Source organism: Janibacter limosus NBRC 16128, assembly GCF_001570985.1.
GTDB classification, from domain to species: domain Bacteria; phylum Actinomycetota; class Actinomycetes; order Actinomycetales; family Dermatophilaceae; genus Janibacter; species Janibacter limosus.
Window position 1 is genome coordinate 15,109 of the sequence record NZ_BCSS01000032.1, and the last position, 25,672, is coordinate 40,780.

17 protein-coding genes and 1 pseudogene are annotated in these 25,672 nt (G+C 70.6%); 11 read left to right on the top strand and 7 right to left on the bottom strand.

Annotated elements, in window-relative coordinates:
- Positions 1-6: 6 nt before the first annotated feature.
- From JLI01S_RS11960 to JLI01S_RS11970, 3 genes are all read right to left on the bottom strand, one after another.
- Entirely contained in the window at positions 7-1,416 is a 1,410-nt protein-coding gene (locus JLI01S_RS11960; protein WP_068264838.1) for a hypothetical protein, read from the bottom strand.
- A gap of 61 nt (positions 1,417-1,477) precedes the next feature.
- On the bottom strand, positions 1,478-2,869 hold the full coding sequence (locus JLI01S_RS11965) for an outer membrane protein assembly factor BamB family protein (RefSeq protein ID WP_157074932.1): 1,392 nt from the start codon (positions 2,867-2,869) through the stop codon (positions 1,478-1,480).
- Positions 2,870-2,907: 38 nt separating this feature from the next.
- Entirely contained in the window at positions 2,908-4,005 is a 1,098-nt protein-coding gene (locus JLI01S_RS11970; RefSeq protein WP_068264843.1) for a PQQ-dependent sugar dehydrogenase, read from the bottom strand.
- A gap of 55 nt (positions 4,006-4,060) precedes the next feature.
- On the opposite strand from JLI01S_RS11970, the gene JLI01S_RS11975 reads away from it, so the two are divergent.
- Positions 4,061-4,588, top strand: a complete 528-nt coding sequence (locus tag JLI01S_RS11975) for a SixA phosphatase family protein (RefSeq protein ID WP_068264845.1) — start codon at positions 4,061-4,063, stop codon at positions 4,586-4,588.
- Here JLI01S_RS11975 and JLI01S_RS11980 read toward each other — a convergent pair.
- The gene (locus JLI01S_RS11980) at positions 4,585-5,526 is read right to left on the bottom strand and encodes a GNAT family N-acetyltransferase (protein WP_068264847.1); all 942 of its coding nucleotides are present in this window, start codon (positions 5,524-5,526) and stop codon (positions 4,585-4,587) included. The two genes, JLI01S_RS11975 and JLI01S_RS11980, sit on opposite strands and share 4 nt — an antisense overlap.
- 242 nt (positions 5,527-5,768) lie before the next feature.
- Between JLI01S_RS11980 and JLI01S_RS11985 the strand changes: the two genes are divergently transcribed.
- The 3 genes from JLI01S_RS11985 to ilvC all read left to right on the top strand — a co-directional run bounded on the left by JLI01S_RS11985 (position 5,769) and on the right by ilvC (position 9,315).
- Positions 5,769-7,685 (top strand): acetolactate synthase large subunit, encoded by a 1,917-nt coding sequence (locus tag JLI01S_RS11985; RefSeq protein WP_439645573.1) that lies wholly within the window; start codon positions 5,769-5,771, stop codon positions 7,683-7,685.
- 8 nt (positions 7,686-7,693) lie between these two features.
- Positions 7,694-8,203: an acetolactate synthase small subunit gene (ilvN, locus tag JLI01S_RS11990; protein ID WP_068264849.1), complete on the top strand. Its 510-nt coding sequence runs from the start codon at positions 7,694-7,696 to the stop codon at positions 8,201-8,203.
- Between the two features lie 83 nt (positions 8,204-8,286).
- Positions 8,287-9,315, top strand: coding sequence for a ketol-acid reductoisomerase (gene ilvC / locus JLI01S_RS11995; RefSeq protein WP_068264851.1), 1,029 nt, complete (start codon positions 8,287-8,289; stop codon positions 9,313-9,315).
- A 263-nt stretch (positions 9,316-9,578) separates the two neighbouring features.
- On the opposite strand, the gene JLI01S_RS12000 is transcribed toward ilvC, so the two are convergent.
- Together JLI01S_RS12000 and JLI01S_RS16975 are read right to left on the bottom strand one after the other, a co-directional pair.
- Positions 9,579-13,106: an ATP-binding cassette domain-containing protein gene (locus tag JLI01S_RS12000; protein ID WP_068264853.1), complete on the bottom strand. Its 3,528-nt coding sequence runs from the start codon at positions 13,104-13,106 to the stop codon at positions 9,579-9,581.
- A 209-nt stretch (positions 13,107-13,315) separates the two neighbouring features.
- Positions 13,316-13,453, bottom strand: coding sequence for a hypothetical protein (locus JLI01S_RS16975; RefSeq protein ID WP_157074933.1), 138 nt, complete (start codon positions 13,451-13,453; stop codon positions 13,316-13,318).
- A 46-nt stretch (positions 13,454-13,499) separates the two neighbouring features.
- Here JLI01S_RS16975 and ilvD point away from each other — a divergent pair, with 46 nt between their 5' ends.
- The 5 genes from ilvD to cimA all read left to right on the top strand — a co-directional run bounded on the left by ilvD (position 13,500) and on the right by cimA (position 20,348).
- Positions 13,500-15,341: a dihydroxy-acid dehydratase gene (ilvD, locus tag JLI01S_RS12005; RefSeq protein ID WP_068264855.1), complete on the top strand. Its 1,842-nt coding sequence runs from the start codon at positions 13,500-13,502 to the stop codon at positions 15,339-15,341.
- 93 nt (positions 15,342-15,434) lie between these two features.
- Positions 15,435-16,478, top strand: a complete 1,044-nt coding sequence (locus tag JLI01S_RS12010) for a 3-isopropylmalate dehydrogenase (RefSeq protein ID WP_068264857.1) — start codon at positions 15,435-15,437, stop codon at positions 16,476-16,478.
- A gap of 59 nt (positions 16,479-16,537) precedes the next feature.
- The gene (locus JLI01S_RS12015) at positions 16,538-17,638 is read left to right on the top strand and encodes a branched-chain amino acid aminotransferase (RefSeq protein WP_068264859.1); all 1,101 of its coding nucleotides are present in this window, start codon (positions 16,538-16,540) and stop codon (positions 17,636-17,638) included.
- A gap of 28 nt (positions 17,639-17,666) precedes the next feature.
- Positions 17,667-18,458: an HAD family hydrolase gene (locus JLI01S_RS12020; protein WP_068264872.1), complete on the top strand. Its 792-nt coding sequence runs from the start codon at positions 17,667-17,669 to the stop codon at positions 18,456-18,458.
- Positions 18,459-18,767: 309 nt separating this feature from the next.
- A complete protein-coding gene (cimA, locus tag JLI01S_RS12025; protein ID WP_068264861.1) occupies positions 18,768-20,348 on the top strand; it encodes a citramalate synthase in 1,581 nt (526 codons plus the stop codon).
- A 191-nt stretch (positions 20,349-20,539) separates the two neighbouring features.
- Here cimA and JLI01S_RS12030 read toward each other — a convergent pair whose 3' ends face one another.
- The gene (locus tag JLI01S_RS12030) at positions 20,540-23,962 is read right to left on the bottom strand and encodes a proline dehydrogenase family protein (RefSeq protein WP_068264863.1); all 3,423 of its coding nucleotides are present in this window, start codon (positions 23,960-23,962) and stop codon (positions 20,540-20,542) included.
- 137 nt (positions 23,963-24,099) lie between these two features.
- Here JLI01S_RS12030 and JLI01S_RS12035 point away from each other — a divergent pair, with 137 nt between their 5' ends.
- Both JLI01S_RS12035 and JLI01S_RS12040 read left to right on the top strand, forming a co-directional pair.
- Positions 24,100-25,125 carry an SDR family NAD(P)-dependent oxidoreductase gene (locus JLI01S_RS12035; RefSeq protein WP_068264865.1) on the top strand — a complete coding sequence of 342 codons (1,026 nt, stop codon included), beginning with the start codon at positions 24,100-24,102 and terminating at the stop codon, positions 25,123-25,125.
- Between the two features lie 42 nt (positions 25,126-25,167).
- Positions 25,168-25,672: pseudogene (locus tag JLI01S_RS12040) on the top strand (hypothetical protein); the annotation flags it as partial.

Below are 25,672 nucleotides of genomic sequence, written 5' to 3' on the forward strand. Positions count from 1 at the left end.
GCCGGCTCACTCCAGGGGGTAGACCCGTGAGCCGATGCGCAGGATGCCGTCGGCGATGCTCGAGCCGTCGTCGAGGGCAGCGCTGCCGCCGATGAAGGGGCCGTGCAGTTTCCCCTCGGGCGACACGGCCCACGTGGTCCGGATGCGCTCCCCGACGACATTGCTCGTGGCGTCCTCGACCGCGACCCAGCCACTGGGATCCGCCTCGGTGAGCACGATGTGAGGGCCGCCCGGGAAGCGCACGACCTGATCGGTCCCGACCTGCCACAGCCCGGCGGACCGGCCGCGTCGCACCGGCTGCCAGAGCACGTCGGCACGTTGGTCCTGCACGACATCGACATCGGACACCCACCCGGCCGGTGGCTGGGTCTGCGAGATCTCACCGGTCCGCAGGTCGAGCGCGGAGTAGTGGTCGACGACGATGTCGTTGCCATCCCTGCTCAGCTGGTCGGGGATGTAGATGGTGCCGTCGCTGTCGGGGAGGGAGAAGGGCCGCGCCCGGTCGATCCAGTCCTCTTGCCACTCGACCGCGCCGGTGCTCACCGACCGTCCGGTCAGCACCCCGGCGCCGTGCTCGACATAGGTCTCCCCGACGACGCGTCCGTAGTTGACGCAGTCCAGCCCCCGGACGACGATCTTGCCGTCATCGACGCGGGCGAGGTCGACCCCCTTCGATCCACGCGATGACGAAGGGAGGAAGACCACCGGTTGGTCCAGGTCGGGGACGTCGAGGGTCTGGGGTACTGCGTGCTTGCATTCGGTACCGGCCCGCCGTGGCGAGGTCCACAGCTCGTCGCCGGTGGTCAGGTCATGGCCCGCGGTGCCCTCGCGTGAGGTGGTGACGAGGACACCGTCGTGCTGGGCGACGGCCGTGGGCTGCCCCGGGGTCACGGTCCACCACACCTGCCGGCCCGAGTCGATGAGACGGGCGACGATGCGCCGGTCCTCTTCGCCCTCGACCGACTCGTCGAGGACGACGGTCGCATCCGTCGTGGTCAGGACATGGCTGTCGTCGGGCGCGGTCCAGCGCACCTCGCCGGTTTGCGCGTCACGGGCGACGCCCTCGGCGAAGAGGGTGCTGCCCAGGCGGAAGGAGTCGACCGCAAGGTGGCCGCGGCTACTGGCCTCGTCCCAGTGCGCACGACGGTCGGGGAAACCATGGAGACCGAGCCACGCGCCGCCGCCCACGCCGAGCGCGATGGCCAGGGTAGCGGCGACCAGAGGGATCCTGCGGCTCAGGAGGTGGCTGAGCACGAGCACCGGGCCCACGACGAGCAGGGCGGCCCCGAGGAGATAGGGCCAGCGCCCGAGGTCGGCCAGCACAGCGGCGGTGACCAGGCCGACGCCGATCACGGTGAGGGCTGCGCCGACGACGACCGGGTGGCTCCTGAGCCAGCGCACAACCTTGCTCACCATGGCTCGCAGTGTAGGTCTGGGGTCACCACCCGACCGGGCACCGCGCCGCCAGCGCCCGGGTTCACCGAGGGTCGGCGACCTCGAGGGGGTACACGACGTCGTCGACCATGATCAGGCCGTCCTCGACGTAGGCAGAGCGCCCAGGGAAGGGACCGTGGAGATCTCCATCGGGGGAGAGTGCCCACGCAGTGCTGTGCTCGTCACCGACCGGGTCCTCGACGTGGCCGGTGACGGCGAGCCACCCGCTCGTCGGGTCGGTGTCCACGCCGCGGTGGATCCGAGGGCCCGGGATGGTGACGACCCGATCGGTGCCGACCTCCCACATCCCGAGTCCATCGTGGTCTCGGACAACCGGTTGCCAGACGTGTTCTCCGACCTGACGCCGTGTCTCGTCCCGGACGACCCACCAGCCTTGGGGCGGGCTGGTCTCGGAGAGGTCGCCGGTGGCGACGTCGATGGCGAAGTAGTCCTTGGAACCGTCGGGGGTGAAGATGGTCGAACCGTTCCCGGACACGTTGTAGTGCGATCTGAGCCTGATGTGCTCCGGTGTCCGCCAGACGGCGGTGCCGTCCTCGGTCGAGCGAGCGACGAGGCGACTGTCATCCGCCTGCACGATGACATCGCCGACGACGCGGACGCTCAACAGGCAGCTGAGATCATCGACGAGGACCTTGCCGTCGCTCACTCGCACGACATCGGCCAGGGCGCCTCGTTCCTCGCCCGACAGCAGGACGACGCTCTGCGACGGGGATGGGCCATAGGAGTGACGCACGTCGCCGAGCTCGCACGATGCCGCCGACTCCTCGGGCGAGGTCCACACCGTGTTGCCTGTACGCAGGCCATGGGCCGTGGTGCCTTCGGACGACGTGACGACGAGGACATCTCCGTCGGTGGCCGAGCCGCGCACGCTCGGGCTCGGGACCGACCAGAGCGTGCTGCCGTCCGCTGGAGCGCGTGCGACGAGCTGCCCGCTGTATCGGTCCTGCGTCGAGGGCTCGAAGCTGACGACCATCGTCGGCGTCACGGCGATCAGCCGGATGTCCTCGGCGCCCTTGGGCGGTGCGCCCGCGCCCCAGCCGGTCCAGCGGACCTCACCCGTCGAGATCTCGTAGGCGGCCGCCCCGGTGAACCACAGATCGCCCTGCCGGGCGACGTCACCGGTGACGTGGTAGTCGAGGGATCCACCCTCCTGCGGCCAGGCCGAGTGCTGCTCAGGCAGACCGTTCAAGCCCAACCAGGCCCCACCGCCCACGACGACAGCGACGGCCAAGCACGCGGCGACGAGCGCAGCGCGGTGTCGCAGGATCCGGGTGAGCAGCAATGCCAGACCGATGACGAGCACCACGGCTCCGCCGTAGTACGGCCAGCGACCGAGGTCGGCGAGCACGGCCGCGACGACCCCCACGGCGCCCACGATGACGAGCCCAGCTCCCAGTACCCCCACGCGCCTCATGGCCACGGATTTTAGGAGCGGGTGTCGTGGGCCGGCGGTCAACGGAAGGTGACCTTCAGGACACGGTCGTCACCGTCACGCGGTGCCCCGCGGAAGGTGTTGCTCGTCAGGACCCACAGGCTCCCGTCGGGCGCGAGCTCGACATCCCGCAGTCGACCGTGCCGGTCCTCGAGCAGCCGCTCGGGCTCACCGACACTCGCGTCCTGCCCCTCGCCGGTCACCGGCACCCGCCACAGGCTCTTGCCGCGCAGGGCGGCCATGACGACCGAGCCGTCCGGCGCGACCGCGATCCCGCTGGGGGAGGCGTCCGCCGTGGCCCATGTTGCGACCGGGTCGACGAACTCGTCCTCACCACCGTCGCCCTCGACCTGCGGCCAGCCGTAGTTGCCGCCCGGCTCGATCCGGTTGAGCTCGTCCCAGGTGTCCTGACCGAACTCGCTCGCCCACATCACCTCGTCCGTGCCCCACGCCAGGCCTTGGACATTGCGGTGGCCTGAGCTCCACACGGGGGAGCCCGGGTCAGGGTTCCCAGGGGCAGGATCGCCGTTCGAGGTGATCCGCAGGATCTTGCCGCCGAGGCTGTCCGGGTCCTGTGCCGCGGAGGTGTCGCCTGCATCCCCGGTCGCCACGTAGAGCTGGCCGTCGGGACCGAAGGCGATGCGTCCGCCGTTGTGGTGGCCCGCCTTGGGGATGCCGGTGAGGACCGGCTCGCCGTCGCTGAGCCCCTTGTCTCCCAAGGTCATCCGTAGCACCCGGTTGTCCCCGGCGGTCGTCGCGTAGACATAGACGCTCTCGTCGTGCGCGAAGTCGGGGGAGACCGCGAGACCGAGCAGGCCCCCTTCGCCATCGGCCACGACGCCGGGCACCGTGCCGGCGCTGCTCACCTCGCCGTCCGCGATCCGCACCACCTCACCGCGATCACGCAGGGTGACCAGCGCATCCCCGTCGGGGAGGAAGGCGATGTCCCACGGCACGTCCAGGTCACCGACGACCTCGGTGACATCCAGCTCGGTGGTGGGCGCGACGGCGGAGGACGACGAAGGGGGAGACTCGCCCCCTGTGTCCGCGCTGCAGGCGACGAGCACAGCCGGTAGGGCCATGCCGAGGACGATCCGGACCGCAGCGTGCCGCGCCATGCACAGACGCTATCGAAGGGTGGCGCCGAGGTGTGTCTCGCGCCACACTCATGTCATGACGATGTCAGCAGAGGACCGGACCCTGATCCTGCTGAGGCACGCGATGCCCGAGCCGGTCCGTGCCGGTCAGGACGACCGTGAGCGACCACTGACCGACGAGGGCCGCGAGCATGCTCTGGACGTCGGTCGCTGGCTGCGCGAGCAGGGGCTCGGCTGCGACGAGGTCATGTGCTCGCCGGCGCTGCGCACGAGGGAGACGATGCAGGAGGTGGCCGCGGCAGGGTGCGCCGAGGCCGAGGTGCAGATCGAGCACCGGCTCTACAACGCCGACGCCGACGCGGTGCTGTCCGTGATCAGGGAGTCCGACGACGACGCCAACGTCGTGCTGGTCATCGGTCACGCGCCCGGTCTGCCCGCGACGGCCAGCCTGCTCGCTGACGGGGAGGGCGATGACGACGCCCACGAGCTGCTGAGCAATGGCTTCCCGCCCGGTGCGGTTGCCGTGCTGCGCTTCTCCGGGCACTGGGACGACCTGGACTTCGGCGGCGCGCGCCTCGACGACTACCGGGTGCCACCGGACTAGCGACGGATGGGCTCGTCCAGCTCTAGCGCGTAGTGCCTGAAGAAGGAGACGACGTCCATGCCGATGTGCTCGTAGAGGCCGAGGGCGCCGGTGCGCGAGTCGGTCGACAGGCCGCAGCGGGCGAGACCCCGTCTGCGTCCCTCGGCGAAGGAGTCGGCGAGCAGCGCCCGGGCCAGCCCGAGGCCACGGCAGTCCGCGGTCACCGCGAGCTCGTCGACCCACAGCATCCCGTCGTCGCTGCCGATGATCATCGCGACACCAACGATCGCGCCCTGCGGCTCGCGCACGACGCGGCAGCGCCAGGGCGCTGACTCCGCGCCCTCGAGGAAGTCGGCGGACCACTCCTCGTAGCTCGTCGGACGGCGTCCTGGCCACTCACCGAAGGCATCCTCGATCACGCGGTGCACGGCGCGCACCTCGTGGGCCGCACCTTCGCCCAGCGTGTGGCCCCGCGGGAGCGGCTGGTCGACCAGCCGGCGCTGCGGCGGCAGCTCCAGCACCCATGCGTCGTACTCGGCGCGTGCGCCGGCCGCGACGAGGAAGGCCTCTGCCGGGCTCTCGACAGGGACCGTCTGCGAGACCTCGACCGCCCCGAGACCGGGGGCGCTCGTGCGAGCCCAGTCAAGGAGCGCCCGACCCAGGCCCCGACCACGCCACGCAGCCGAGACGACGGCGTCGAGGCGTCCGTGCCGTCCGATGACGACGTACCCGACGAGCCGGTCCCCGTGGAGGACCCCCAGCGAGCGGCTGGCGAGGTCGGCGCCAGGCGTGCGCCAGCTGCGCTGGACGTCGACGAGCTCGGTCATCGCCTCCGGCAGGCTCTCGATCTCGTCGGCTCGGGCGAGGTCGACGACCGCCTCCGCGTCCGTGACCTCGAGCGGGCGGACGGTGAGCGGGACACCATCAGGCAGGGTGCAAGGACTGGTTCGCTCGCTCATCGGGCCAGCCTGCCCCCTTCGACCGCTCTCGTCACGCGAGTATCCGTCCGCATCGTGGACTTCGCTGTCTCAGACGTTGACACGGGGTGGGCGGCGGGAGAAGGTAGCCGCATGGCCCTCATCCTCGTACTTCCCCGGCGCGCTGCCTGAGCGACGACTCGTCGTCGACGCAGCGCGCGCCCTTCATGTCCACCCGGACTGAGGGGCTTTTTCATGCCGGGAGAGGATCAGGAACACAGCAGATGGCACGCCAAACCGAAGGACACACGGTGACTGACACCAGCAGCAGCGCCCCCAGCCCGGCCGCGATGGCGCGCCGGCCCGGGACCGCCCGCCCGACCCCCGAGCAGGTGACCGGTGCCAAGAGCCTGGTCCTCGCCCTCGAGCACGTCGGTGCGGAGGTCGTCTTCGGCATCCCGGGCGGCGCGATCCTGCCGGCCTATGACCCACTCATGGACTCGACCGCGGTCCGTCACATCCTCGTGCGCCACGAGCAGGGCGCCGGCCACGCAGCCGAGGGCTATGCCTCGGCCACCGGCAAGGTCGGTGTCTGCATGGCCACCTCCGGCCCCGGCGCCACCAACCTCGTCACCGCGATCGCCGATGCCCACATGGACTCCGTGCCGATGGTCGCTATCACGGGCCAGGTCGCCTCGAGCTCCATCGGCACCGACGCCTTCCAGGAGGCGGACATCCGCGGCATCACGATGCCGATCACCAAGCACAACTACCTCGTGACCGACGCATCGCAGATCCCGCGCGTCATCGCCGAGGCCTTCCACATCGCGAGCACCGGCCGACCCGGCCCGGTCCTCGTCGACATCGCCAAGGACGCGCTGCAGGCCACCACCACCTTTGCGTGGCCGCCGCAGATGGAGCTGCCGGGTTACCACCCGGTGACGCGTCCGCACGCCAAGCAGATCCGCGAGGCCGTGCGCCTGATGGCTGCCAGCCGGCAGCCGGTGCTCTACGTGGGCGGCGGCATCATCCGCGCCGGCGCCCACGCCGAGCTGCTCCGCCTGGCAGAGCTGACGGGCATCCCGGTCGTCACGACCCTGATGGCGCGGGGCGCCTTCCCCGACGGGCACCCGCTGCACCTGGGCATGCCCGGCATGCACGGGTCGGTCGCCGCCGTCACCGGTCTGCAGCGCAGCGACCTGCTCATCACGCTCGGTGCGCGCTTCGACGACCGGGTGACCGGCCAGCTGTCCTCCTTCGCGCCCGGCGCCAAGGTCATCCACGCCGACATCGACCCGGCCGAGATCTCCAAGAACCGTGTGGCCGACGTGCCGATCGTCGGTGACGCCAAGGCGATCATCAGCGAGCTCATCGCCGCCATCGAGGCGGGCACGGGCGATGCCGCTGAGGTCAACCCGCACACCTACAACGCGTGGGCAGCGACGACGAGGGGCTGGACCCAGGAGTTCCCCGTCGGCTACACCGCTCCCTCCGAGGGCGCGCTCATGCCACAGCAGGTCATCGAGCGCATCGGTGCGATCACGGGCCCGGAGGCTGTCTACGCGGCCGGGGTCGGACAGCACCAGATGTGGGCCGCACAGTTCATCGGCTACGAGCGTCCCAACTCCTGGCTCAACTCCGGTGGTGCCGGGACGATGGGCTACTCGGTGCCTGCCGCCATGGGAGCCAAGGTCGGCGAGCCCGATCGTGTGGTGTGGGCGATCGACGGCGACGGCTGCTTCCAGATGACCAACCAGGAGCTCGCGACCTGCGTCATCAACGACATCCCGATCAAGGTCGCGATCATCAACAACTCGAGCCTGGGCATGGTCCGGCAGTGGCAGAGCCTCTTCTACAACGAGCGCTACTCCAACACCGACCTGCACACCTCGGTCGGCAACCGCATCCCTGACTTCGTCAAGCTCGCGGAGGCCTACGGCTGCGTGGGTCTGCGCTGCGAACGACCCGAGGACCTCGATGCCACCATCGAGCAGGCGATGGCGATCAACGACCGCCCGGTCGTCATCGACTTCGTCGTCGAGCGGGACGCCATGGTGTGGCCGATGGTGCCCGCCGGCGTCAGCAATGACGCGATCCAGACGGCCCGTGACGCCGCCCCGGTCTGGGACCGGGAAGACTCCGAGGCCGACGAGCAAGCAGAAGACGTCGGCGCCGACCCCAGCGCTGACCAGGGCAAGTGAGGCAGACCATGAGCACCAAGCACACTCTCTCCGTCCTCGTCGAGAACAAGCCCGGCGTCCTCGCCCGGATCTCGGCGCTCTTCTCCCGCAGGGGATTCAACATCGACTCGCTCGCGGTCGGCCCGACGGAGCACTCCGAGGTCTCCCGCATGACCGTCGTCGTCGAGGTGGACCTGCTGCCGCTGGAGCAGGTGACCAAGCAGCTCAACAAGCTCGTCGAGGTGCTCAAGGTCGTCGAGCTCGACCCGCTCGCCTCGGTCAACAGCCAGGTCGTGCTCGTCAAGGTGCGCGCCGATGCAAACACTCGCAGCGGGGTCCTCGAGACGGCCCAGATGTTCAAGGCCAAGATCGTGGACACCACATCCGAGGCGATCGTCCTGCAGGCCATCGGCAACGCCGACAAGCTCAACTCGATGCTCGACATCCTCGAGCCGCACGGCATCAAGGAGCTCGTCCAGTCGGGCGTCGTGGCCATCGGCCGCGGTCCTCGCTCGATCACCGACCGTTCCAGACACTGACCCCCTTCGTCATCGTCGCGCCGGACGCGAGACGATGACATCAGACGTGACTGCAGTACCTACACCACAAGGAGAACCGCCACATGGCCGCCGAACTGATCTACGACGACGACGCCGACCTGTCCATCATCCAGGGCCGCAAGGTCGCTGTCATCGGCTACGGCTCGCAGGGCCACGCCCACGCGCTCAACCTGCGTGACAGCGGTGTCGACGTGCGCGTCGGCCTCAAGGAGGGCAGCAAGAGCCGCGCCAAGGCCGAGGCCGAGGGCCTGACCGTCCTCACCCCGCGCGCTGCCGCAGCGGATGCTGACGTCATCGTCATCCTCGCGCCCGACCAGGTGCAGCGTCACCTCTACGCGGACGACATCGAGCCCGAGCTCAAGGACGGCGACGTCCTCGTCTTCGGTCACGGGTTCAACGTGCGCTTCGGCTACATCCAGGCGCCCGCCGGCGTCGACGTCATCCTCGTCGCCCCCAAGGCCCCCGGCCACACCGTGCGTCGCGAGTTCGTCGACGGTCGCGGCATCCCGGACATCATCGCCGTCGAGCAGGACGCCTCCGGCCAGGCCTGGGACATCGCCAAGGCCTACGCCAAGGGCATCGGTGGCACCCGCGCCGGCGTCATCAAGACGACCTTCACCGAGGAGACCGAGACCGACCTCTTCGGCGAGCAGGCCGTCCTCTGCGGTGGCATGTCGCACCTCGTGCAGGCGGGTTTCGAGACCCTCACCGAGGCCGGTTACCAGCCGGAGATCGCCTACTTCGAGGTGCTCCACGAGCTGAAGCTCATCGTCGACCTCATGTGGGAGGGCGGCATCGCCAAGCAGCGCTGGTCGATCTCCGACACCGCTGAGTACGGCGACTACGTCTCCGGCCCGCGCGTCGTCGACGCAAAGGTCAAGGAGTCCATGCAGGGCATCCTCAAGGACATCCAGGACGGCACCTTCGCCACGCGGTTCATCGAGGACCAGGACAAGGGCGCCGTGGAGTTCCAGCAGCTGCGCGACAAGGAGGCCGGTCACCCGATCGAGGCCACGGGCAAGGCACTGCGCGCGCACTTCGCGTGGAAGTCCGGCGACGACGACTACGTCGAGGGCTCTGCCGCTCGCTGATCACAGACTCCCGCTGCGGTCACCCCCGCGGTCGGGTCCCCACAGGGGGCGCCCACCGGCTCACCGGCCGGGGCGCCCCCTGTGTCATGTCTCCCGCCCTCGCGATTGGAGGTATACGCGCCGGTGATTCGCCCGCGCGTTGGCTTCCACCCGCGAAGGGGGGCCCGCCAGTGGAGGTATACGCGCGGGTGATTCGTCGGCGCGTATACCTCCAATCGTGAGTGGGGGCGAAGGACAGGGGGCGAGCGAAGGGAGATCAGGCCTCAGCCGGCGAGGTGCCCCCATGCGGGGGACAGCTCGCTCCACGGGCCAACGGCGACGGCCCTGCCCGCGACGAGCACGACCACCCGGTCGGCCTGCTGGAGGGCCGCGCGCTTGGAGGTGGCACCGATGACGGTCGCCCCTCGTTCGCGCAGCCCGCGCCACAGGGCGATCTCGGTGGTCGCATCGAGCGCGGAGGAGACATCGTCGGCGAGCAGCAGCTCGGCCTCGGTGGCCAGCGCCCGGGCCAGCGCCAGTCGCTGGACCTGACCGCCGGACAGCCGCACGCCGCGGTGCCCGACGAGGGAGTCGGGGCCACCTGCGGAGGACACGTCCTCGGTGAGGCGGGCGAGAGACACCGGCTCGTCGAGGGGGCGCTCGTGCCCGAGCCGGACATTGTCGGTGAAGGTGCCCGACAGCACCCTCGGCACCTGCGCGACGTGGGCGACTCGACCGGGACGCAGCACGCGCTGCGGGTCGGTGACGGGCTCGCCGTTCCACAGGACGCTACCGCGGTGGTCCACGAGCCCGGCGAGCGAGGCGAGCAGGCTCGACTTGCCCGACCCGACCTGACCGACGAGGAGCACGAGCTCACCCGCGTGGACGGTCAGGTCGACCTCGCTCGCGCCGACGGTGCCGTCGTCGTGGACGACCGTGACATCGCGCAGCTCGAGGTGCTGCAGGGGCTCGCGCTCGCCGGCGACCGGCACCGGTGCGGTGCCTGCGACGAGGTCGACGCCCTCGGGGAGGTCCATCAGGTCGGCTCCACCGGCGAAGCGCGCGGTCTCGACCTGCCAGGCGCGCGTGCCCGGCGCCTCGGTGACGACCATGCTCGCGACCCGACCAAACCAGTCGAAGCCGGCGACCGCGCCCGAGACGAGGATGGCGGTGCCGAGTCCCCAGCCCCCGGCGACGTGGATCCACCAGGTGACGACGACACCGGACTGCACCATGATGAGCGGGACGGCGTCCAGGACGGCCTGCACCCGGTGTTCCTTGACCGCGGCGTCGACACGGCCGCCGTCGACCTCGCGCAGGTGGCGCCGGACGAAGGGGGTGGCTGCCGCCAGCTTGATGGTGCGCACCGACTCCAGTGCGGAGACGACGGCGCGACCGAAGCCCGCGCGTGCGGTGGAAGCCGCCGCAGCAGAGCGGCCTGCGATGGGTCGACCGAAGCTCGCCGCGACCGCGGAGGTGACCATGACGGTCAGGAGGACAGCGCCGGCGACCCAGGTGCCGGCGAGCACCGCGGTGAGCGCGGCGATGACCAGTCCGTTGATGAAGTCGACCCACCGGTCGGCATAGCGCGCGTACCGGTCGGCATCCATCGAGCGGGCGACGACCTCGCCGGGAGGGGTGCGGGGCAGGCGCTCGGCGCGGATCTGTCCGGCGAGCACGGACATGCGCGTGCGCAGCATGACCTCGATCCACCAGCGCGGGTAGCGGGCAAAGGCCTCAGCGGTGAGGAAGGGCACGACGAGCAGGCACACGGCAAGCACGACCGCGAGGGCCGTCGGAGTACGTCCGTCCTGGAGATCCTCGATGATCCGACCCCAGACGAGGCCGGTGACCGCGCCCTGTGCGCCGAGGAGCGACATCGCCAGGAAGCAGACCGCCCCGGCGATGCCCCAGATCGGCGTGACCGACAGCGCGTGCACGATGCCTCGCGCCAGCGAGGGGCCGTCGCCGACCTCGGGCTGCTCGGGAGGGGCTGTCGTGCGACGGCGCCCACCGACCGGGTCGAGGTCGGAGTGGTCGAGGTCCCCGTCGGCTGCCGGCACATCGGTCGCGGACTCGGTGCGGCTGTCGAGCAGGAGGCTGCGGAAGGGGCCCTCAACCCCCGCCAGCTCCGTGCGCCGGCCCTGCTGGATGACTCGTCCGTGGTCGAGGACGACGACGTGGGGTGCCCGCTCGATGGTGTTGAGACGGTGGGCGATCAGGATGCCGGTGCGGCCCACGAGGAGCCGGTCCGCGGCCGAGACGACGCGCCGCTCGGTCAGCGGGTCCATCCGGGCGGTCGCCTCGTCGAGGACGACGACACGGACATCGCGCACGAGCAGCCGGGCGAAGGCCACGAGCTGCTCCTCACCAGCGGACAGGGTCGTGCCGCCGGGACCGAGCAGCGTCTCGAGCCCGGCGGGCAGGCCGTCGACCCAGTCACGCAGCCCGAGCTCGACGATGGCCGCCTCGACATCGGCGCGGGGAGTGTCGTCGAAGAGGGCGATGTTGTCGGCGAGGGAGCCGGCCACGATCTCGGTGCGCTGCGTGACCACACCGACGTCCGTGCGCAGCTCCTGCAGGTCGATGTCGCGTACGTCGACACCGCCGACGAAGACGCTGCCGCGGGGCGGCTCGACCGCCCGGGAGACGAAGGACGCGAGGGTCGACTTGCCTGACCCCGTGCGCCCGACGAGCGCGACGGTCTCGCCGGCAGGAGCGGTGAAGGTGACATCACGCAGCGCGAAGCTGCCCTCGGCGTAGGAGAAGTCCAGGCCACGCACCTCGACGGCGACCTCGGCGCCCGTCGGGACCGCGACACCGCCCCGCGGCTCCGGCTCGACCGCGAGCATCTGGCGCAGACGGATGACCGCGCCCAGACCCGCTTGCAGGTCCGGCAGGTGGTTGGCCAGCTGGGTGACCAGACCGACGAAGGTCGAGGTGACGATGAAGAGGGTGACGAGCTCGCCCACGGACAGTGAGTCACTCACCGTCAGGGCGATGCCGGCGATGCCGATGCCTGCGAGCAGGGCGTGGAGCAGCAGCCCCGCGCGCCGGGCCAGCTGGCTCTCGAGCGTGACGACGTCACGGAAGCGTGCGTGGACCCGCGCCGTGAGCGTGGCGAGCCGCTGCACCATGTGCGCCTGTCCCAGGCTGGTGCGCAGGTCATCGCGTCCGGCGATGCCCTCCTCCAGCGCGCTCGCGTGGTCGGTCCAGGCCATCTCCTCGATGACCTTGCGGCGGGAGATCTCGCCGAGCAGGGGTCGCACGACCACCCCTGTGAGGCCTGCAAGCATGGGGAAGATCAACCAGGCAGGCCACCAGGTCAACCCCGCGACGATCCACATGGGCAGGACCGAGAAGGCGGTGCGGGCGAACATCCAGATCTGCCACCGCATGAGGTTGCCGACCTCGTGGGTGTCGTCGTCGACGCGGTCGAGGATCTCGCCAGCAGCCTGCTCGGAGAGGACCGCGACCGGTTGGGCCAGGGCCGCGTCGAGCAGGTCATCGCGCAGCACGCCCTCGGCCCGGTCGGACAGGCCGACCCACACGACCTTGCCGATGTTGTCGATGACCGCTCCGCCGATGACCAGCACGGCGAGCATCTGGACGAGGGCGCTCGTCGGGGTCTCGGCGAGCCGGCCGATGACGACGGTGCCAAGGGTGAGCAGGATGGCGGCCAGAGCCGAGCACCCGAGCGCCGCTGCTGCGGCGGGTGAGCGCATCCGGCGCCAGGTGACGGTGCGCTCCGGGGGTGTCGGGTCGGTCGTGGGTGGGGGCGGCGTGGCGGTCCGCTCAAGGGTCTGGGTCATGACCTGTCAAGGCTATGTCCACGCATCGACACGCGCCTCCCAATTCTCATCCCGGGCCGGCATGAGACGGGCGTCCACCCTCTGGATGGGGTCTTCCGTCGCACCACCACGTCGGCGTACGGTCGCGATCGGCGGCCCACCCGGCCCACCCCCTTCGCACCATCGGCACTCCCACCCACGTCGTGCCCGTCCGCACCACCGCACGTACGTCAGGAGCCGTCATGAGCGACGAGGCCACCGAAGCCCGCCGCGCCCTCCAGGAGAGCCTGGACCGCCGCGACAGCGGCGTGTGAGCGCACCCGCACCAGCAGACCGCCCCCGACCGCACGGTCGGGGGCGGTCTGCATGTGAGACGCGGTATCACCCCGCGGACCGGCGAACTACGGTGGAGTCATGCCTGAGCTGCGTTCTCGAACCACCACCCACGGTCGCAACATGGCCGGTGCCCGTGCCCTGTGGCGCGCCACCGGCATGGGGGAGGGCGACTTCGGCAAGCCGATCGTCGCGATCGCCAACTCCTTCACCCAGTTCGTCCCCGGGCACGTCCACCTCAAGGACATGGGCCAGCTCGTCGCCGGCGCCATCGAGGAGGCCGGGGGAGTCGGCAAGGAGTTCAACACCATCGCCGTCGACGACGGCATCGCGATGGGCCACCACGGGATGCTCTACTCGCTGCCCAGCCGCGAGATCATCGCCGACTCGATCGAGTACATGGTCAACGCGCACTGCGCCGATGCTCTCGTGTGCATCTCCAACTGCGACAAGATCACGCCTGGCATGCTCCTGGCCGCGCTCCGGCTCAACATCCCGACCGTCTTCGTCTCCGGTGGTCCGATGGAGGCCGGCAAGGCGATCATCGGCGAGGACGGCGAGACCTTCACGCGTCTGGACCTCGTGGACGCGATGGTCAAGGCCGTCGACGACAACGTCAGCGACGAGGAGATCACTGCGATCGAGCAGGCCGCCTGCCCGACCTGCGGCTCCTGCTCGGGCATGTTCACCGCCAACTCGATGAACTGCCTGACCGAGGCACTGGGCCTCTCCCTCCCCGGCAACGGCTCGACGCTCGCGACGGCAGAGCTGCGCCGCGAGCTCTTCCTCGATGCCGGCCGCATGGTCGTCGACCTGTGCCGCGACTACTACGACAACGACGACGAGTCGGTGCTGCCGCGCTCGATCGCGAGCAAGCCCGCCTTCGCCAATGCCATGCGTCTGGACATCGCGATGGGCGGCTCGACCAACACGATCCTGCACCTGCTCGCTGCCGCGCAGGAGGCGGAGGTCGACTTCGACCAGGAGGACATCGATGCGCTTTCGCGCGTGACACCCTGCCTGGTCAAGGTCGCGCCCAACAGCAGCGACTACTACATGGAGGACGTCCACCGCGCCGGTGGCGTCCCCGCGATCCTCGGTGAGCTCCACCGCGGCGGCATGCTCGACACGGACGTGCGCTCGGTGCACAGCACAACCCTCGAGCAGTGGCTCTCCGACTGGGACATCCGCTCCGGGGCGACGACCGCCAAGGCGTCCGAGCTCTTCCTCGCCGCGCCCGGTGGGGTGCGCACGACGGAGGCGTTCTCCTCCACCAACCGGTGGACCAGCCTCGACACCGACGCCGAGACCGGGTGCATCCGCTCCGTCGAGCACGCCTACACCAGCGAAGGTGGCCTGGCCGTCCTCACCGGCAACCTCGCCCCCGACGGCTGCATCGTCAAGACCGCCGGCGTGCCCGAGCACCAGTGGAACTTCTCCGGCCCCGCCCGCGTCGCCGAGTCCCAAGAGGACGCGGTGACGATGATCCTGTCCAAGGAGGTGCAGGAGGGCGAGGTCGTCGTCATCCGTTACGAGGGCCCCAAGGGCGGCCCCGGCATGCAGGAGATGCTCTACCCGACCTCCTACCTCAAGGGCACCGGCCTCGGTCCGAAGTGCGCCCTGATCACCGACGGTCGCTTCTCGGGCGGGTCCTCGGGCCTGTCGATCGGCCATGTCTCCCCGGAGGCCGCCTCTGGCGGCGCGATCGGGCTGGTGCGCGACGGTGACGTCATCGAGTTCGACATCCCCGGCCGCCGCGTCAACCTCCTCGTCGACGACGAGGAGCTGGCCCGCCGCCGCACCGAGCAGGACGCGAAGGGGTGGGCTCCCGTCTCCCGCGAGCGTCCCGTCTCCGCGGCGCTGAAGATCTTCGCCACGTTCGCCCAGTCCGCCGACAAGGGCGCCGCCCGCAAGGTCGACTGAGGCGGGGTCGGTGGTCCCTGGCTTCCCCCGGGGCGTGACCACATGTCGGGACGAGGGGTTCACATGTCGGGACGGCGTCCTAGGGTTGACGACATGAGCGACACGCAGCAGACCACGTTCGACATCGCCGTCATCGGGGGCGACGGGATCGGCCCCGAGGTGGTGGCCGAGGGCCTGAAGGTCCTCGCGGCCACGGGTGTCGACGTCCGGACGACCGAGTACGACCTGGGCGCCAAGCGCTGGCACGCGACCGGCGAGACCCTGCCCGACTCGGTCGTCGAGGAGTTGCGCGGTCACGACGGCATCCTGCTGGGCGCCATCGGTGACCCGACCGTGCCGTCTGGTGTCCTCGAGCGCGGCGTGCTGCTCCCCCTTCGCTTTGCGTTGGACCACTACGTCAACCTGCGTCCGGCCAAGCTCTTCCCGGGTGTCACCAGCCCGCTGTCGACCGAGGTCACCGACAAGGGCCTGGACTTCGTCGTCGTCCGCGAGGGCACCGAGGGCCCCTATGTCGGCAACGGTGGCGCGCTGCGGGTCGGCACCCCTCACGAGATCGCGACCGAGGTCAGCGTCAACACCCGCTTCGGCGTCGAGCGGGTCGTCCGTGACGCCTTCGCCCGTGCCCAGGCCCGCCCGCGCAAGCACCTGACCCTCGTCCACAAGCACAACGTGCTCGTCAACGCGGGTCACCTGTGGCGTCGCACGGTCGACGAGGTCGGCGCGGAGTTCCCCGACGTCGAGATCGCCTACCAGCACGTCGACGCCGCGACGATCTTCCTCGCGACCGACCCGGCACGCTTCGACGTCATCGTCACCGACAACCTCTTCGGCGACATCATCACCGACATCGCCGCGGCGGTCGCCGGTGGCATCGGTCTCGCCGCGAGCGGCAACATCAACCCCACGCGTGAGGCGCCGAGCATGTTCGAGCCGGTCCACGGCTCGGCCCCCGACATCGCCGGTCAGGGCAAGGCCGACCCGACCGCCGCCATCCTGTCCGTCGCCATGCTGCTGGACCACCTGGGTCGTCCCGAGGACGCCGCGCGTGTGGAGGCAGCCGTCGCGGCCGACCTCGCCGAGCGCTCCGGCGAGCGGTCCACGAGCCAGATCGGTGACGCGGTAGCGGCTCGGCTCTGACGCCTCCCGCCCGGGGGGTAACCTGCAACACACCAGACCCCCGAGGAGACGTGTCACCGATGACCGCTGAGCTGACCTTCGCGACCACCCGCAGCGAAGCCCCCCTTCCCGACGCCGAGCGCGAGGCCGTCTTGGCCAACCCCGGTTTCGGGTCCACCTTCACCGACCACATGGTCACGGCGACGTGGACCAAGGGGGAGGGCTGGCACACCGCTGAGGTGCGTCCCTTCGGGCCGCTGCAGGTCAGCCCGGCCGCGTCCGTCCTGCACTACGCGCAGGAGGTCTTCGAGGGGATGAAGGCCTACCGCCACGAGGACGGCTCGGTGTGGACCTTCCGGCCCGACCGCAACGCGGCTCGCATGGCGCGCAGCTGTGAGCGGCTGGCGCTGCCGACGATCTCGCAGGAGGACTTCGTCGGGGCGATCAAGGCGCTCGTCGAGGTCGACCAGGCGTGGGTTCCCGCCTACGGCAGTGGCGAGATGAGCCTCTACCTGCGTCCCTTCATGTTCGCGTCCGAGGCCTTCCTCGGCGTGCGTCCGGCCAACGAGGTCACCTTCTCCGTCATCGCGAGCCCGGCCGGCGCCTACTTCGCCGGTGGGCTCAAGCCGGTCAACCTGTGGCTGAGCCGCGACTTCGCGCGCGCCGGCGCAGGTGGCACCGGCGCGGCCAAGTGCGGTGGCAACTACGCCTCCTCGCTCGCCGGTCAGATGGAGGGCATCGAGCAGGGCTGTGACCAGGTGGTCTTCCTCGACTCCTCGACGCAGACCTACATCGAAGAGCTCGGCGGGATGAACCTCTTCTTCGTCACCAAGGACGGCCGGCTGCGCACCCCAGCACTCACGGGCTCGATCCTCGAGGGCGTCACCCGCGCCTCCATCCTCGACCTCGCCCCCGACCTGGGCCTCACTCCCGACGAGTCGCGCATCGAGATCGACGAGTGGACGCAGGGCGTCGCCTCCGGCGAGATCACCGAGATCTTCGCCTGTGGCACCGCTGCGGTGGTCACGCCCGTGGGCGAGCTGCGCTGGGACGGTGGCTCCACGGCGTCCACCGCTGGCGAAGGGGGCGGGGAGTACACCCGCAAGATCCGCCAGGCCCTCCTCGACATCCAGTACGGCGTCGCCGAGGACACGCGTGGCTGGATGACCCGCCTCGCCTGACCTGTCCTTCGTGGCCGAGACTGGGGCCGTGACCCCACGCCTGATCGCGACCGATCTCGACGGCACCCTGCTGCGCAGTGACGGGAGCGTCTCGCAGCGTTCGGTCGACGCCCTTCGTGCCGTCGCCGAGGCCGGCCTCGAGACGGTGCTCGTCACCGCTCGCCCACCCCGGTGGATCGACGAGCTCGCGCATGTCGTCGGTGCCCGGGGCGTGGCGATCTGCGGCAACGGTGCCTTCCGCTACGACGTCGCCGAGCGGCGGATCTTCGGCGTGCGCTCGATCCCTCACGAGATCGTCACGGCGATCGTGCACGACCTGCGCCAGCAGGTGCCGGGGACCGGGTTTGCCGCGGAGCGGCACAACGGGCTGGCCGCGGAGAGCATGTTCGCCGCGATCCATGACCACCCCGAGGACCTCGTGACGACACCGGCGATCGAGCTGCTCACCGATGCCTCCGTCGGCAAGCTGCTCGCCCGCAACCCGCACCTGACCGACGAGGAGTTCATCCAGGTCGCCACCGAGGTCGTGGGGGACCGGGCGATCGTCGCCTTCTCCGGTGCCGGGGGGCTGGCAGAGATCTCGGCTGTCGGCGTGACCAAGGCTGCCGCGCTCGCCGGCTGGTGCGCCGAGCTGGGGATCGCCGCGGAGGATGTGTGGGCCTTCGGCGACATGCCCAACGACCTGCCGATGCTGACCTGGGCCGGCCGCTCCTTCGCCGTTGCCAATGCTCATCCCGAGGTGCTCGCGGTGGCGACCGACCGCGTCCCCGGCAATGACGAGGACGGCGTCGCCCAGGTCCTCGAGGGTCTCATCGGGTGAAACGCCCGGTCCCACGATCCGGACAGGAGGCAAGACATCCGGCGCATCGGTGCCATGGTGGCCACGTGATGCTTCAGATGACGACCCGGGCTGCTACCGCGGCCGAGCTCATTATCTAGGCGCGACGAGCCACTTGCTCGTCGCGCAGACCTCCCACACCCGGGGGGTCTTTTGCTTTTGTCGAGCAGGTGACGGCACAAGCAGACGGATCCGGAGCATCATCCCAGCACCGGACGGGCGCGACGAGCAGGTGTCACACTGCCGCGGGAGGCGAGATCGTCCCCGTTGTCCCGAGCGAGAGATCCAGCCATGCACGGTTTCCACGTCTACGACACGACCATGCGCGATGGTGCCCAGCAGGAGGGCATCAACCTCTCCGTCGTGGACAAGCTGACGATCGCGCGCCATCTGGACGACCTGGGCGTCACCCACATCGAAGGCGGCTGGCCCGGCGCCAACCCCAATGACACCGAGTTCTTCGCTCGGGCCGCCGCCGAGCTCGACCTGCACACCGCGACGCTCGCCGCCTTCGGCGCCACCCGGCGTGCGGGAGGGTCGGCAGCGACCGACCCGCAGGTCCAGGCGCTGCTGGACTCCGGCGCAGAGGTCATCACGCTCGTGGCCAAGATGCACCCCGGCCACGTCGAGCGGGCGCTGAAGACCACCCGTGAGGAAAACCTCGCGATGATCACCGACACCGTCAGCCACCTACGCGAGCAGGGTCGCACGGTCATGGTCGACGGTGAGCACTTCTTCGACGGCTACCACCTCGACCGTGACTACGCCCTGGCGTGCGTGCGTGCAGCGCACGAGGCAGGTGCCGAGGTCATCGCCGTCTGCGACACCAACGGCGGGATGCTGCCGGGCCAGGTGAGCACGGCCGTCGCGGATGTCATCGAGGCGACCGGTGCCCGGCTGGGCATCCACTGCCACAACGACACCGGGTGCGCGGTCGCCAACACGATGGCGGCCGTCGAGGCCGGTGCCGACCATGTGCAGGGCACGGTCAACGCCTACGGAGAGCGCACTGGCAACGCTGACCTGATCACCGTGGTCGCCAACCTCCAGCTCAAGCTCGGTATGGACCTGGTCGAACCGCACCGCCTGCAGGACGCCACCCGCATCGCGCACGCGGTGAGCGAGGTGACCAACTTCCCGCACTTCTCCCGTCAGCCCTATGTCGGCTCGGGAGCATTCGCGCACAAGGCCGGTCTGCACGCGAGCGCGATCAAGATCGACCCCGACCTCTATCAGCACATCGAGCCCAAGGACGTCGGCAATGACATGCGCATGCTCGTCTCCGACATGGCGGGGCGGGCCACGGTCGAGCTCAAGAGCCGCGAGTTCGGCGTCGACCTGTCGGGTGATGACGCGGCGCTGACCCGCGTGCTGGCCAAGGTCAAGGAGCTGGAGCAGCAGGGCTACACCTTCGACGCTGCGGACGCGTCCTTCGAGCTGTTGCTGCGGCGTGAGCTCGATGAGGACGCGCCCGAGTACGCGCAGATCGAGTCCTGGCGGATCATGATCGACGCTCGTGGCGGAGCCGACGCGCTGTCGGAGGCGACGGTCAAGGCGGTCGCCGGTGGGCAGCGGCTCGTCGCGACGGGTGAGGGCAACGGTCCCGTCAACGCGCTCGACCAGGGGCTGCGCCAGGCGCTGTCGGTCGTCTACCCGGAGCTGGAGCGGATCGAGCTCATCGACTACAAGGTGCGCATCCTCGACGCGGCCCACGGCACCGATGCCACGACGCGGGTGCTCATCGAGCACAGCGACGGGGCAACCTCGTGGACGACCGTCGGTGTCGCGGCCAACATCGTCGAGGCCTCGTGGCTCGCCCTCGTCGACGGCGTCACCTACGGCTTGATGAGGGCCGGGGTGCCCGTGCGCTGAGGCGCACCAGGTCCCCCTTCGCCCCCCACCGCCAGCTGGCCCCCACCGCCGGGTGGAGGTAAACGCGCGGGACAATCGTCGGCGAGTCCACCTCCACCCAGGTGCCCCGACCAGCGGGTGGAGGTATACGCGCGGACGAAAGACCCGCGCGTATACCTCCACCCGGAGGGCGGGGAACGGTGTCTCGAGCGTCAGGCGCCGGCCACGTGACCGAAGCGGTGACGGGTGGTGCTGATGGCCTGCTCGCGCACGAAGGGGAGGACCTCACGCCGTCCCGTGGCCAGCACCTCGCCGGTGATGACGTCGACACCGGCATCGACGAGATCGTCCACGAGTGAGGCGGGTGCTCCACCGATCGCGCGCACGCGGACGTCCTTGGTCCGGGCGGCGCGCGCGAGGAAGGCGGCATCGGTCTCGGTGACGACCTGCACGTGACCGATGCTGCTCGGGAGCGAGCAGGTCGGGTCGGCGGAGACGGTGACGTGGGCGCCGGTGAGGGTGGCGGCGGCGACGAGACGCAGCACCTCGACCAGACGCGTGGCCGCGCCGGCCCGCACGAGCACCCGAGGGTGAGCGCGGTAGTGGAAGACATTGGTCTCCACCACGAGTGCGCTCTCGTCGTGCTCGACGCCGAACTCGTCGGCCCAGGCGGCGGCGTCACTGGCCATCGCGGCCTCGAGCCAGGTGCGCTCGGAGTCGGTCACGCGATCCCCGAGCGCGCTCAGCTGCGCGTCGACGGTGGCGCGCACCGCAGAGGTGAGGGGCGCTCCCTTCGTCGGCAGGTCGGTGCTCGACCAGGTGCCGAGCTGCGCGATGTAGTTGGGGCCTCCGGCCTTGGCCCCGGGGCCGATGGAGCTGGACTTCCACCCGCCGAAGGACTGGCGGCGCACGATCGCGCCGGTGATGTGCCGGTTGACGTAGGCATTGCCGACGGCGGCGGATTCGCTCCACCGCGCGATCTCCTCCTCGTCGAGGCTGTGCAGGCCACCGGTGAGACCGAAGTCGACCGCGTTCTGCAGCTCGATCGCCTCGTCGAGGGAGTCGGCGTGCATGAGGCCGAGGACAGGACCGAAGACCTCGGTGAGGTGGAAGAAGGACCCCGGACGCACCCCGTCCTTGACGCCCGGCGACCACAGGCGGCCGGTGTCGTCGAGGTGCTTGGGCTCGACGAGCCAGGTCTCGCCCGGCTCGAGGGTGGTGAGGGCGCGCAGCAGCTTGCCGCTCGGCTCCTCGATGACCGGGCCCATGCGGGTGCCGAGGTCGGCGGGCCAGCCGACGGCGATCGACTCGACGGCGTCGACGAGCTGACGGCGGAAGCGCGGCGAGTCCGCGATCGACCCGACGAGGATCCCGAGCGAGGCCGCCGAGCACTTCTGCCCCGCGTGACCGAAGGCCGAGGAGACGAGGTCGGCGACGGCCAGGTCGATGTCTGCCGAGGGGGTGATGACCAGGGCGTTCTTCCCCGAGGTCTCACCCAGGACGCGGGCGCCGTGCTCGCGACCGGCACGCCACCCGGCGAAGAGGCGTGCGGTCTCGCTCGCACCGGTGAGGACGACGGCGTCGACGTCGGGGTGCGAGACGAGGTGCTGGCCGACCTCGTCCTCGTCGGTGCGCACGACGTGCAGCACCTCGCGGGGGATGCCGGCGGCGTGCAGCGCGTCGACGGTGACCTCGACGCAGACGGGGGTCTGCGGCGCGGGCTTGATGATGACCGCCGACCCTGCGGCCAGCGCCGCGAGGACGCCACCGATCGGGATGGCGACGGGGAAGTTCCACGGCGGGGTCACCAGCGTCAGGGCGAAGGGGGTGAAGCTCGCCCCGTCCGTCATCGGCCCGTCCTCAAGCTCCAGGGCCCGGTCGGCGTAGTAGCGAGCGAAGTCGACGGCCTCCGAGATCTCCGGGTCCGCTTCGGCGACGGTCTTGCCGGCCTCGGCCGCCATGACGGCCAGGAGCTGCTCGCGGCGGGCGTCGATCTCGCGAGCGGCCTTGCGCAGCAGATCTGCTCGCTCGGCAGCGGGGCGGGCAGCCCACCCCTCGTGAGCGGTGCGGGCGACGTCGACGACATCGTCCACGGCCTCGGTGCTCGCCAGGTGCGGGGAGGTCGGCTCGGGGCGCGGTGCGGCGACCGCGCGGGCGGCCCACTCGCGGTTGGCGGGCAGGGCCGGGTCGGAGTCGGGGGTGTTGGCGAAGTCCTCACCGATCGGGGCGCGCTCGGCGCAGCGGCGCGGACCGACGGGGACCGACCCGATGGCCTCGACGCTCGCCCGGAAGCGGCGCTCCTGGTCGGGCATGGCGGCAGGGTCGTCGGCGAAGGAGGCGTGCAGGTAGTTCTCCGGCGAGGCGGTCTCCTCGAGACGGCGCACGAGGTAGGAGACCGCGGCGTCGAAGTCCTTGGGAGCGACGACCGGCGTGTAGAGGATCACCGTGCCGACCTCGTCGCGCACGGCGCGGGCCTGTGCCGGCGACATGCCCTGCAGCATCTCGATGTCGAGGGCGTCCTGGACGCCACGGTCCTGTGCGAGCAGGTGTGCGGCGGCGACGTCGTAGAGGTTGTGCGAGGCGACGCCCAGGCGCAGGGCACCCGCGAGCTCGGGGCGCAGCGCGCGCTCGATGCAGCGCAGGTAGTTGGCATCGACATCGGCCTTGGTCGTGTACGGCGCCTGCTCCCACCCGTGCATGACCGCCTCGACGCGCTCCATCGCCAGGTTGGCACCCTTGACGAGGCGGATCTTGATCGGCGCGCCGCCGGCATCGCGGCGGGCGATGGCGAACTCGATGAGTCGCTCCATCGCGGGCAGGGCGTCGGGCAGGTAGGCCTGCAGGACGATGCCGGCCTCGAGGTCGTGGAACTGCGGCTCGGACAGGAGGGTCATGAAGACCTCCATCGTCATCTCGAGGTCTCGGTACTCCTCCATGTCGAGGTTGACGAAGGCGTGCGGGGTGGACGCCTTGGCGGTCTCGTAGAGCGGGCGCAGCCGGGTCAGGCAGCGCTCGGTGGTGCCGGCCGTGTCCCAGGTGGTGATCTGGCTGACGAGCGAGGAGACCTTGATCGAGGCGTAGTCGACGTCGGCGCGCGCGAGGATCTCGCGGGTGCGCTCGGTGCGTGAGGCGGCCTCGCCCTCGCCGAGGACGGCCTCGCCGAGCAGGTTGATGTTCAGGCGGAAACCGTCCTCGCGAGCCGCGGCGAGGTGCTTGCCGAGCTTGGGGTCACGGGCATCGACGATGAGATGGCCGACCATCTGCTTCATCCGGGCGCGTGCGGCGGGCACGACGACCCGGGGGGCGATCTTGGCCGCACGGGCGCCGAGGCCAAGCAGGCTGCGGTCGAGGGTGCCGAGGAAGGACGCGGAGTCCGACGCGGTGATCCTGTTGAGCGCCGTCGCGGCGACCGTGTTGTCCTCGGGGCGGGCGACGCGGTCGACGAAGAAGACCGCGAGGTCGAGCCCGGCGGGGTCGGACAGCAGTGCGGCCAGCTGGCCGGTCGACTGCGCCTCCCGCTTGGTCTCGCCGGCGCTCGCGGTCGCGGACCAGCGCTCCGCGAGCGTGATCGCCTCCTCGACGAAGGGGGCGAAGGCTGCGGTGCTCGGGTCGGTCGGCGCAGAGGTGGTGGTCATGTCTTCGACGGTAGGTGCCCGTCGTGGCGATCGCCACAGACATCTGTCGCGGTGATGGTGTCGTGTGACAGACAGATGTCTGACGATGACGGCCGTGCGTTCTGCGTGGCTTCCGTCGGGGCGGGTAGAGCGTGTCAATGCAGACACCTACAGGACAGGACGGGCGTCGTTGCGCCGTGGTCGCCGGGGCCTCGCGTGGGCTGGGCCTGCTCATCAGCGCCGAGCTGGTCGCTCGCGGTTACCGCGTGCACGGTTGCGCACGTGACGAGGCCGCGCTGGACCGGGCCGCGCGGCTCATCACGCAGGGGCGGGTCGGTCCGCAGGAGACGGCCGGCACCGGGTCCTTCGTCGGGGACGTCTGCGACGTGACCGACGCCGAGGCCGTCGAGGCCTGGGTGGCGGGCGTCCGCCACGAGGAGGGTCAGGTCGATGTCGCCATCCACGTGGCCGGGATCATCCAGGTCGGTCCGCTCGAGTCGACCTCCCTGGGCCACTTCCGCGCCGCGATCGACACCATGCTCATGGGCCCGGTGCACCTCTGCCTCGCCGTCCTGCCCTCGATGCTCTCCGCGGGTTCCGGTCGGCTCGGCGTGGTGAGCTCGGTCGGCGGCGTCGTGGCCGTGCCGCACCTGCTGCCCTACTCGGTGGCGAAGTTCGGCGCCGCGGCTCTCACGGAGGGGCTCCGCTCGGAGCTGAGCGGCACCGGGGTCACGGCGACGACGATCATCCCGGGCCTGATGCGCACGGGCGGCCACTGGCACGCGCAGTTCGTGGGGGACGCGCCCAAGGATTACGCGTGGTTCGCCCCCGGCGCCTCCATGCCGCTGCTCTCGGTCTCCGGCCCGCGGGCCGCCCGAAGGATCGTCGACGCGGTCCTGGCGGGGCGGCCGCAGGTCGAGCTCACCCCCTTGACCTGGGTGGGCCGACGTGTCCACGGGGTGGCGCCCGGGACGACCTCGCGTCTGCTCGGGCTCGTGGCGCGCCTGCTGCCCCGCGGTCAGGGGAGTGGACCCTCGATGTCGTCAGACGCCGGCCACGTGACCGGTGCCCGTGCCCGGCGCGACCTCGGGTCGAGGGTGGTCGACGCGCTCAGCGTCCTCGGCGACCGCGCGGCCCGCAGGCACAACGAGGCCACGCCGGAGGAAGTGGACCGGGTCGGCTGAGGACGTGCTCGCCGGTGGGGCTCACGGGCATACATTTGTCTGATGGCAGATGTCCAGGACCTCGTCGACGAGGCATCCGCAATCCTCCTGGCTCCGGTGACCCTGGAGGACCGGCGCTTGCGTCTGCTCGCCTTCGCCGCCCACGCGGGTGATGTCGACAGCGTGCGGGCGGAGACGGTCCTCTCTCGCGGTGCGCACCCGCGCACGCGGGAGTGGTTCGAGAGCTTCGGCATCGCCAAGGCACATGGACCGGTGCACATCCCGGCCGACGCGGAGCGTGGGACCGCGGCCCGCCTGTGCCTGCCGGCCCGGTGGCGTGGCGTCGTCCAGGGCTACCTGTGGGCGGTCGAGCCGCCCGAGGGCCTGTCGCTCGAGCGGGTCCGCGCCGCGACGGTGCTTGCCGATCAGGCGGGGGAGCACCTGGCGCGGCTCGCCTCCCGTCGCCGCGAGACCGAGCGTCTCGTCCTTGACCTGCTCGACGCGGAGCCGAGTGCCCGCAGCGGCCCGGCGCGTGAGCTCGCCGACGAGCTGGCGGTCGATCCCGCCA

Coding starts and splice junctions, on each gene's coding strand:
- JLI01S_RS11970 (WP_068264843.1), bottom strand. CDS start 4,005: ATGGCGCGGCACGCTGCGGTCCGGATCGTCCTCGGCATGGCCCTACCG.
- JLI01S_RS12015 (WP_068264859.1), top strand. CDS start 16,538: ATGACCGCTGAGCTGACCTTCGCGACCACCCGCAGCGAAGCCCCCCTT.
- ilvC (WP_068264851.1), top strand. CDS start 8,287: ATGGCCGCCGAACTGATCTACGACGACGACGCCGACCTGTCCATCATC.
- JLI01S_RS11975 (WP_068264845.1), top strand. CDS start 4,061: ATGACGATGTCAGCAGAGGACCGGACCCTGATCCTGCTGAGGCACGCG.
- JLI01S_RS12035 (WP_068264865.1), top strand. CDS start 24,100: ATGCAGACACCTACAGGACAGGACGGGCGTCGTTGCGCCGTGGTCGCC.
- JLI01S_RS11980 (WP_068264847.1), bottom strand. CDS start 5,526: ATGAGCGAGCGAACCAGTCCTTGCACCCTGCCTGATGGTGTCCCGCTC.
- ilvN (WP_068264849.1), top strand. CDS start 7,694: ATGAGCACCAAGCACACTCTCTCCGTCCTCGTCGAGAACAAGCCCGGC.
- JLI01S_RS12010 (WP_068264857.1), top strand. CDS start 15,435: ATGAGCGACACGCAGCAGACCACGTTCGACATCGCCGTCATCGGGGGC.
- cimA (WP_068264861.1), top strand. CDS start 18,768: ATGCACGGTTTCCACGTCTACGACACGACCATGCGCGATGGTGCCCAG.
- JLI01S_RS11960 (WP_068264838.1), bottom strand. CDS start 1,416: ATGGTGAGCAAGGTTGTGCGCTGGCTCAGGAGCCACCCGGTCGTCGTC.
- ilvD (WP_068264855.1), top strand. CDS start 13,500: ATGCCTGAGCTGCGTTCTCGAACCACCACCCACGGTCGCAACATGGCC.
- JLI01S_RS11985 (WP_439645573.1), top strand. CDS start 5,769: ATGGCACGCCAAACCGAAGGACACACGGTGACTGACACCAGCAGCAGC.
- JLI01S_RS11965 (WP_157074932.1), bottom strand. CDS start 2,869: ATGAGGCGCGTGGGGGTACTGGGAGCTGGGCTCGTCATCGTGGGCGCC.
- JLI01S_RS16975 (WP_157074933.1), bottom strand. CDS start 13,453: ATGCAGACCGCCCCCGACCGTGCGGTCGGGGGCGGTCTGCTGGTGCGG.
- JLI01S_RS12030 (WP_068264863.1), bottom strand. CDS start 23,962: ATGACCACCACCTCTGCGCCGACCGACCCGAGCACCGCAGCCTTCGCC.
- JLI01S_RS12000 (WP_068264853.1), bottom strand. CDS start 13,106: ATGACCCAGACCCTTGAGCGGACCGCCACGCCGCCCCCACCCACGACC.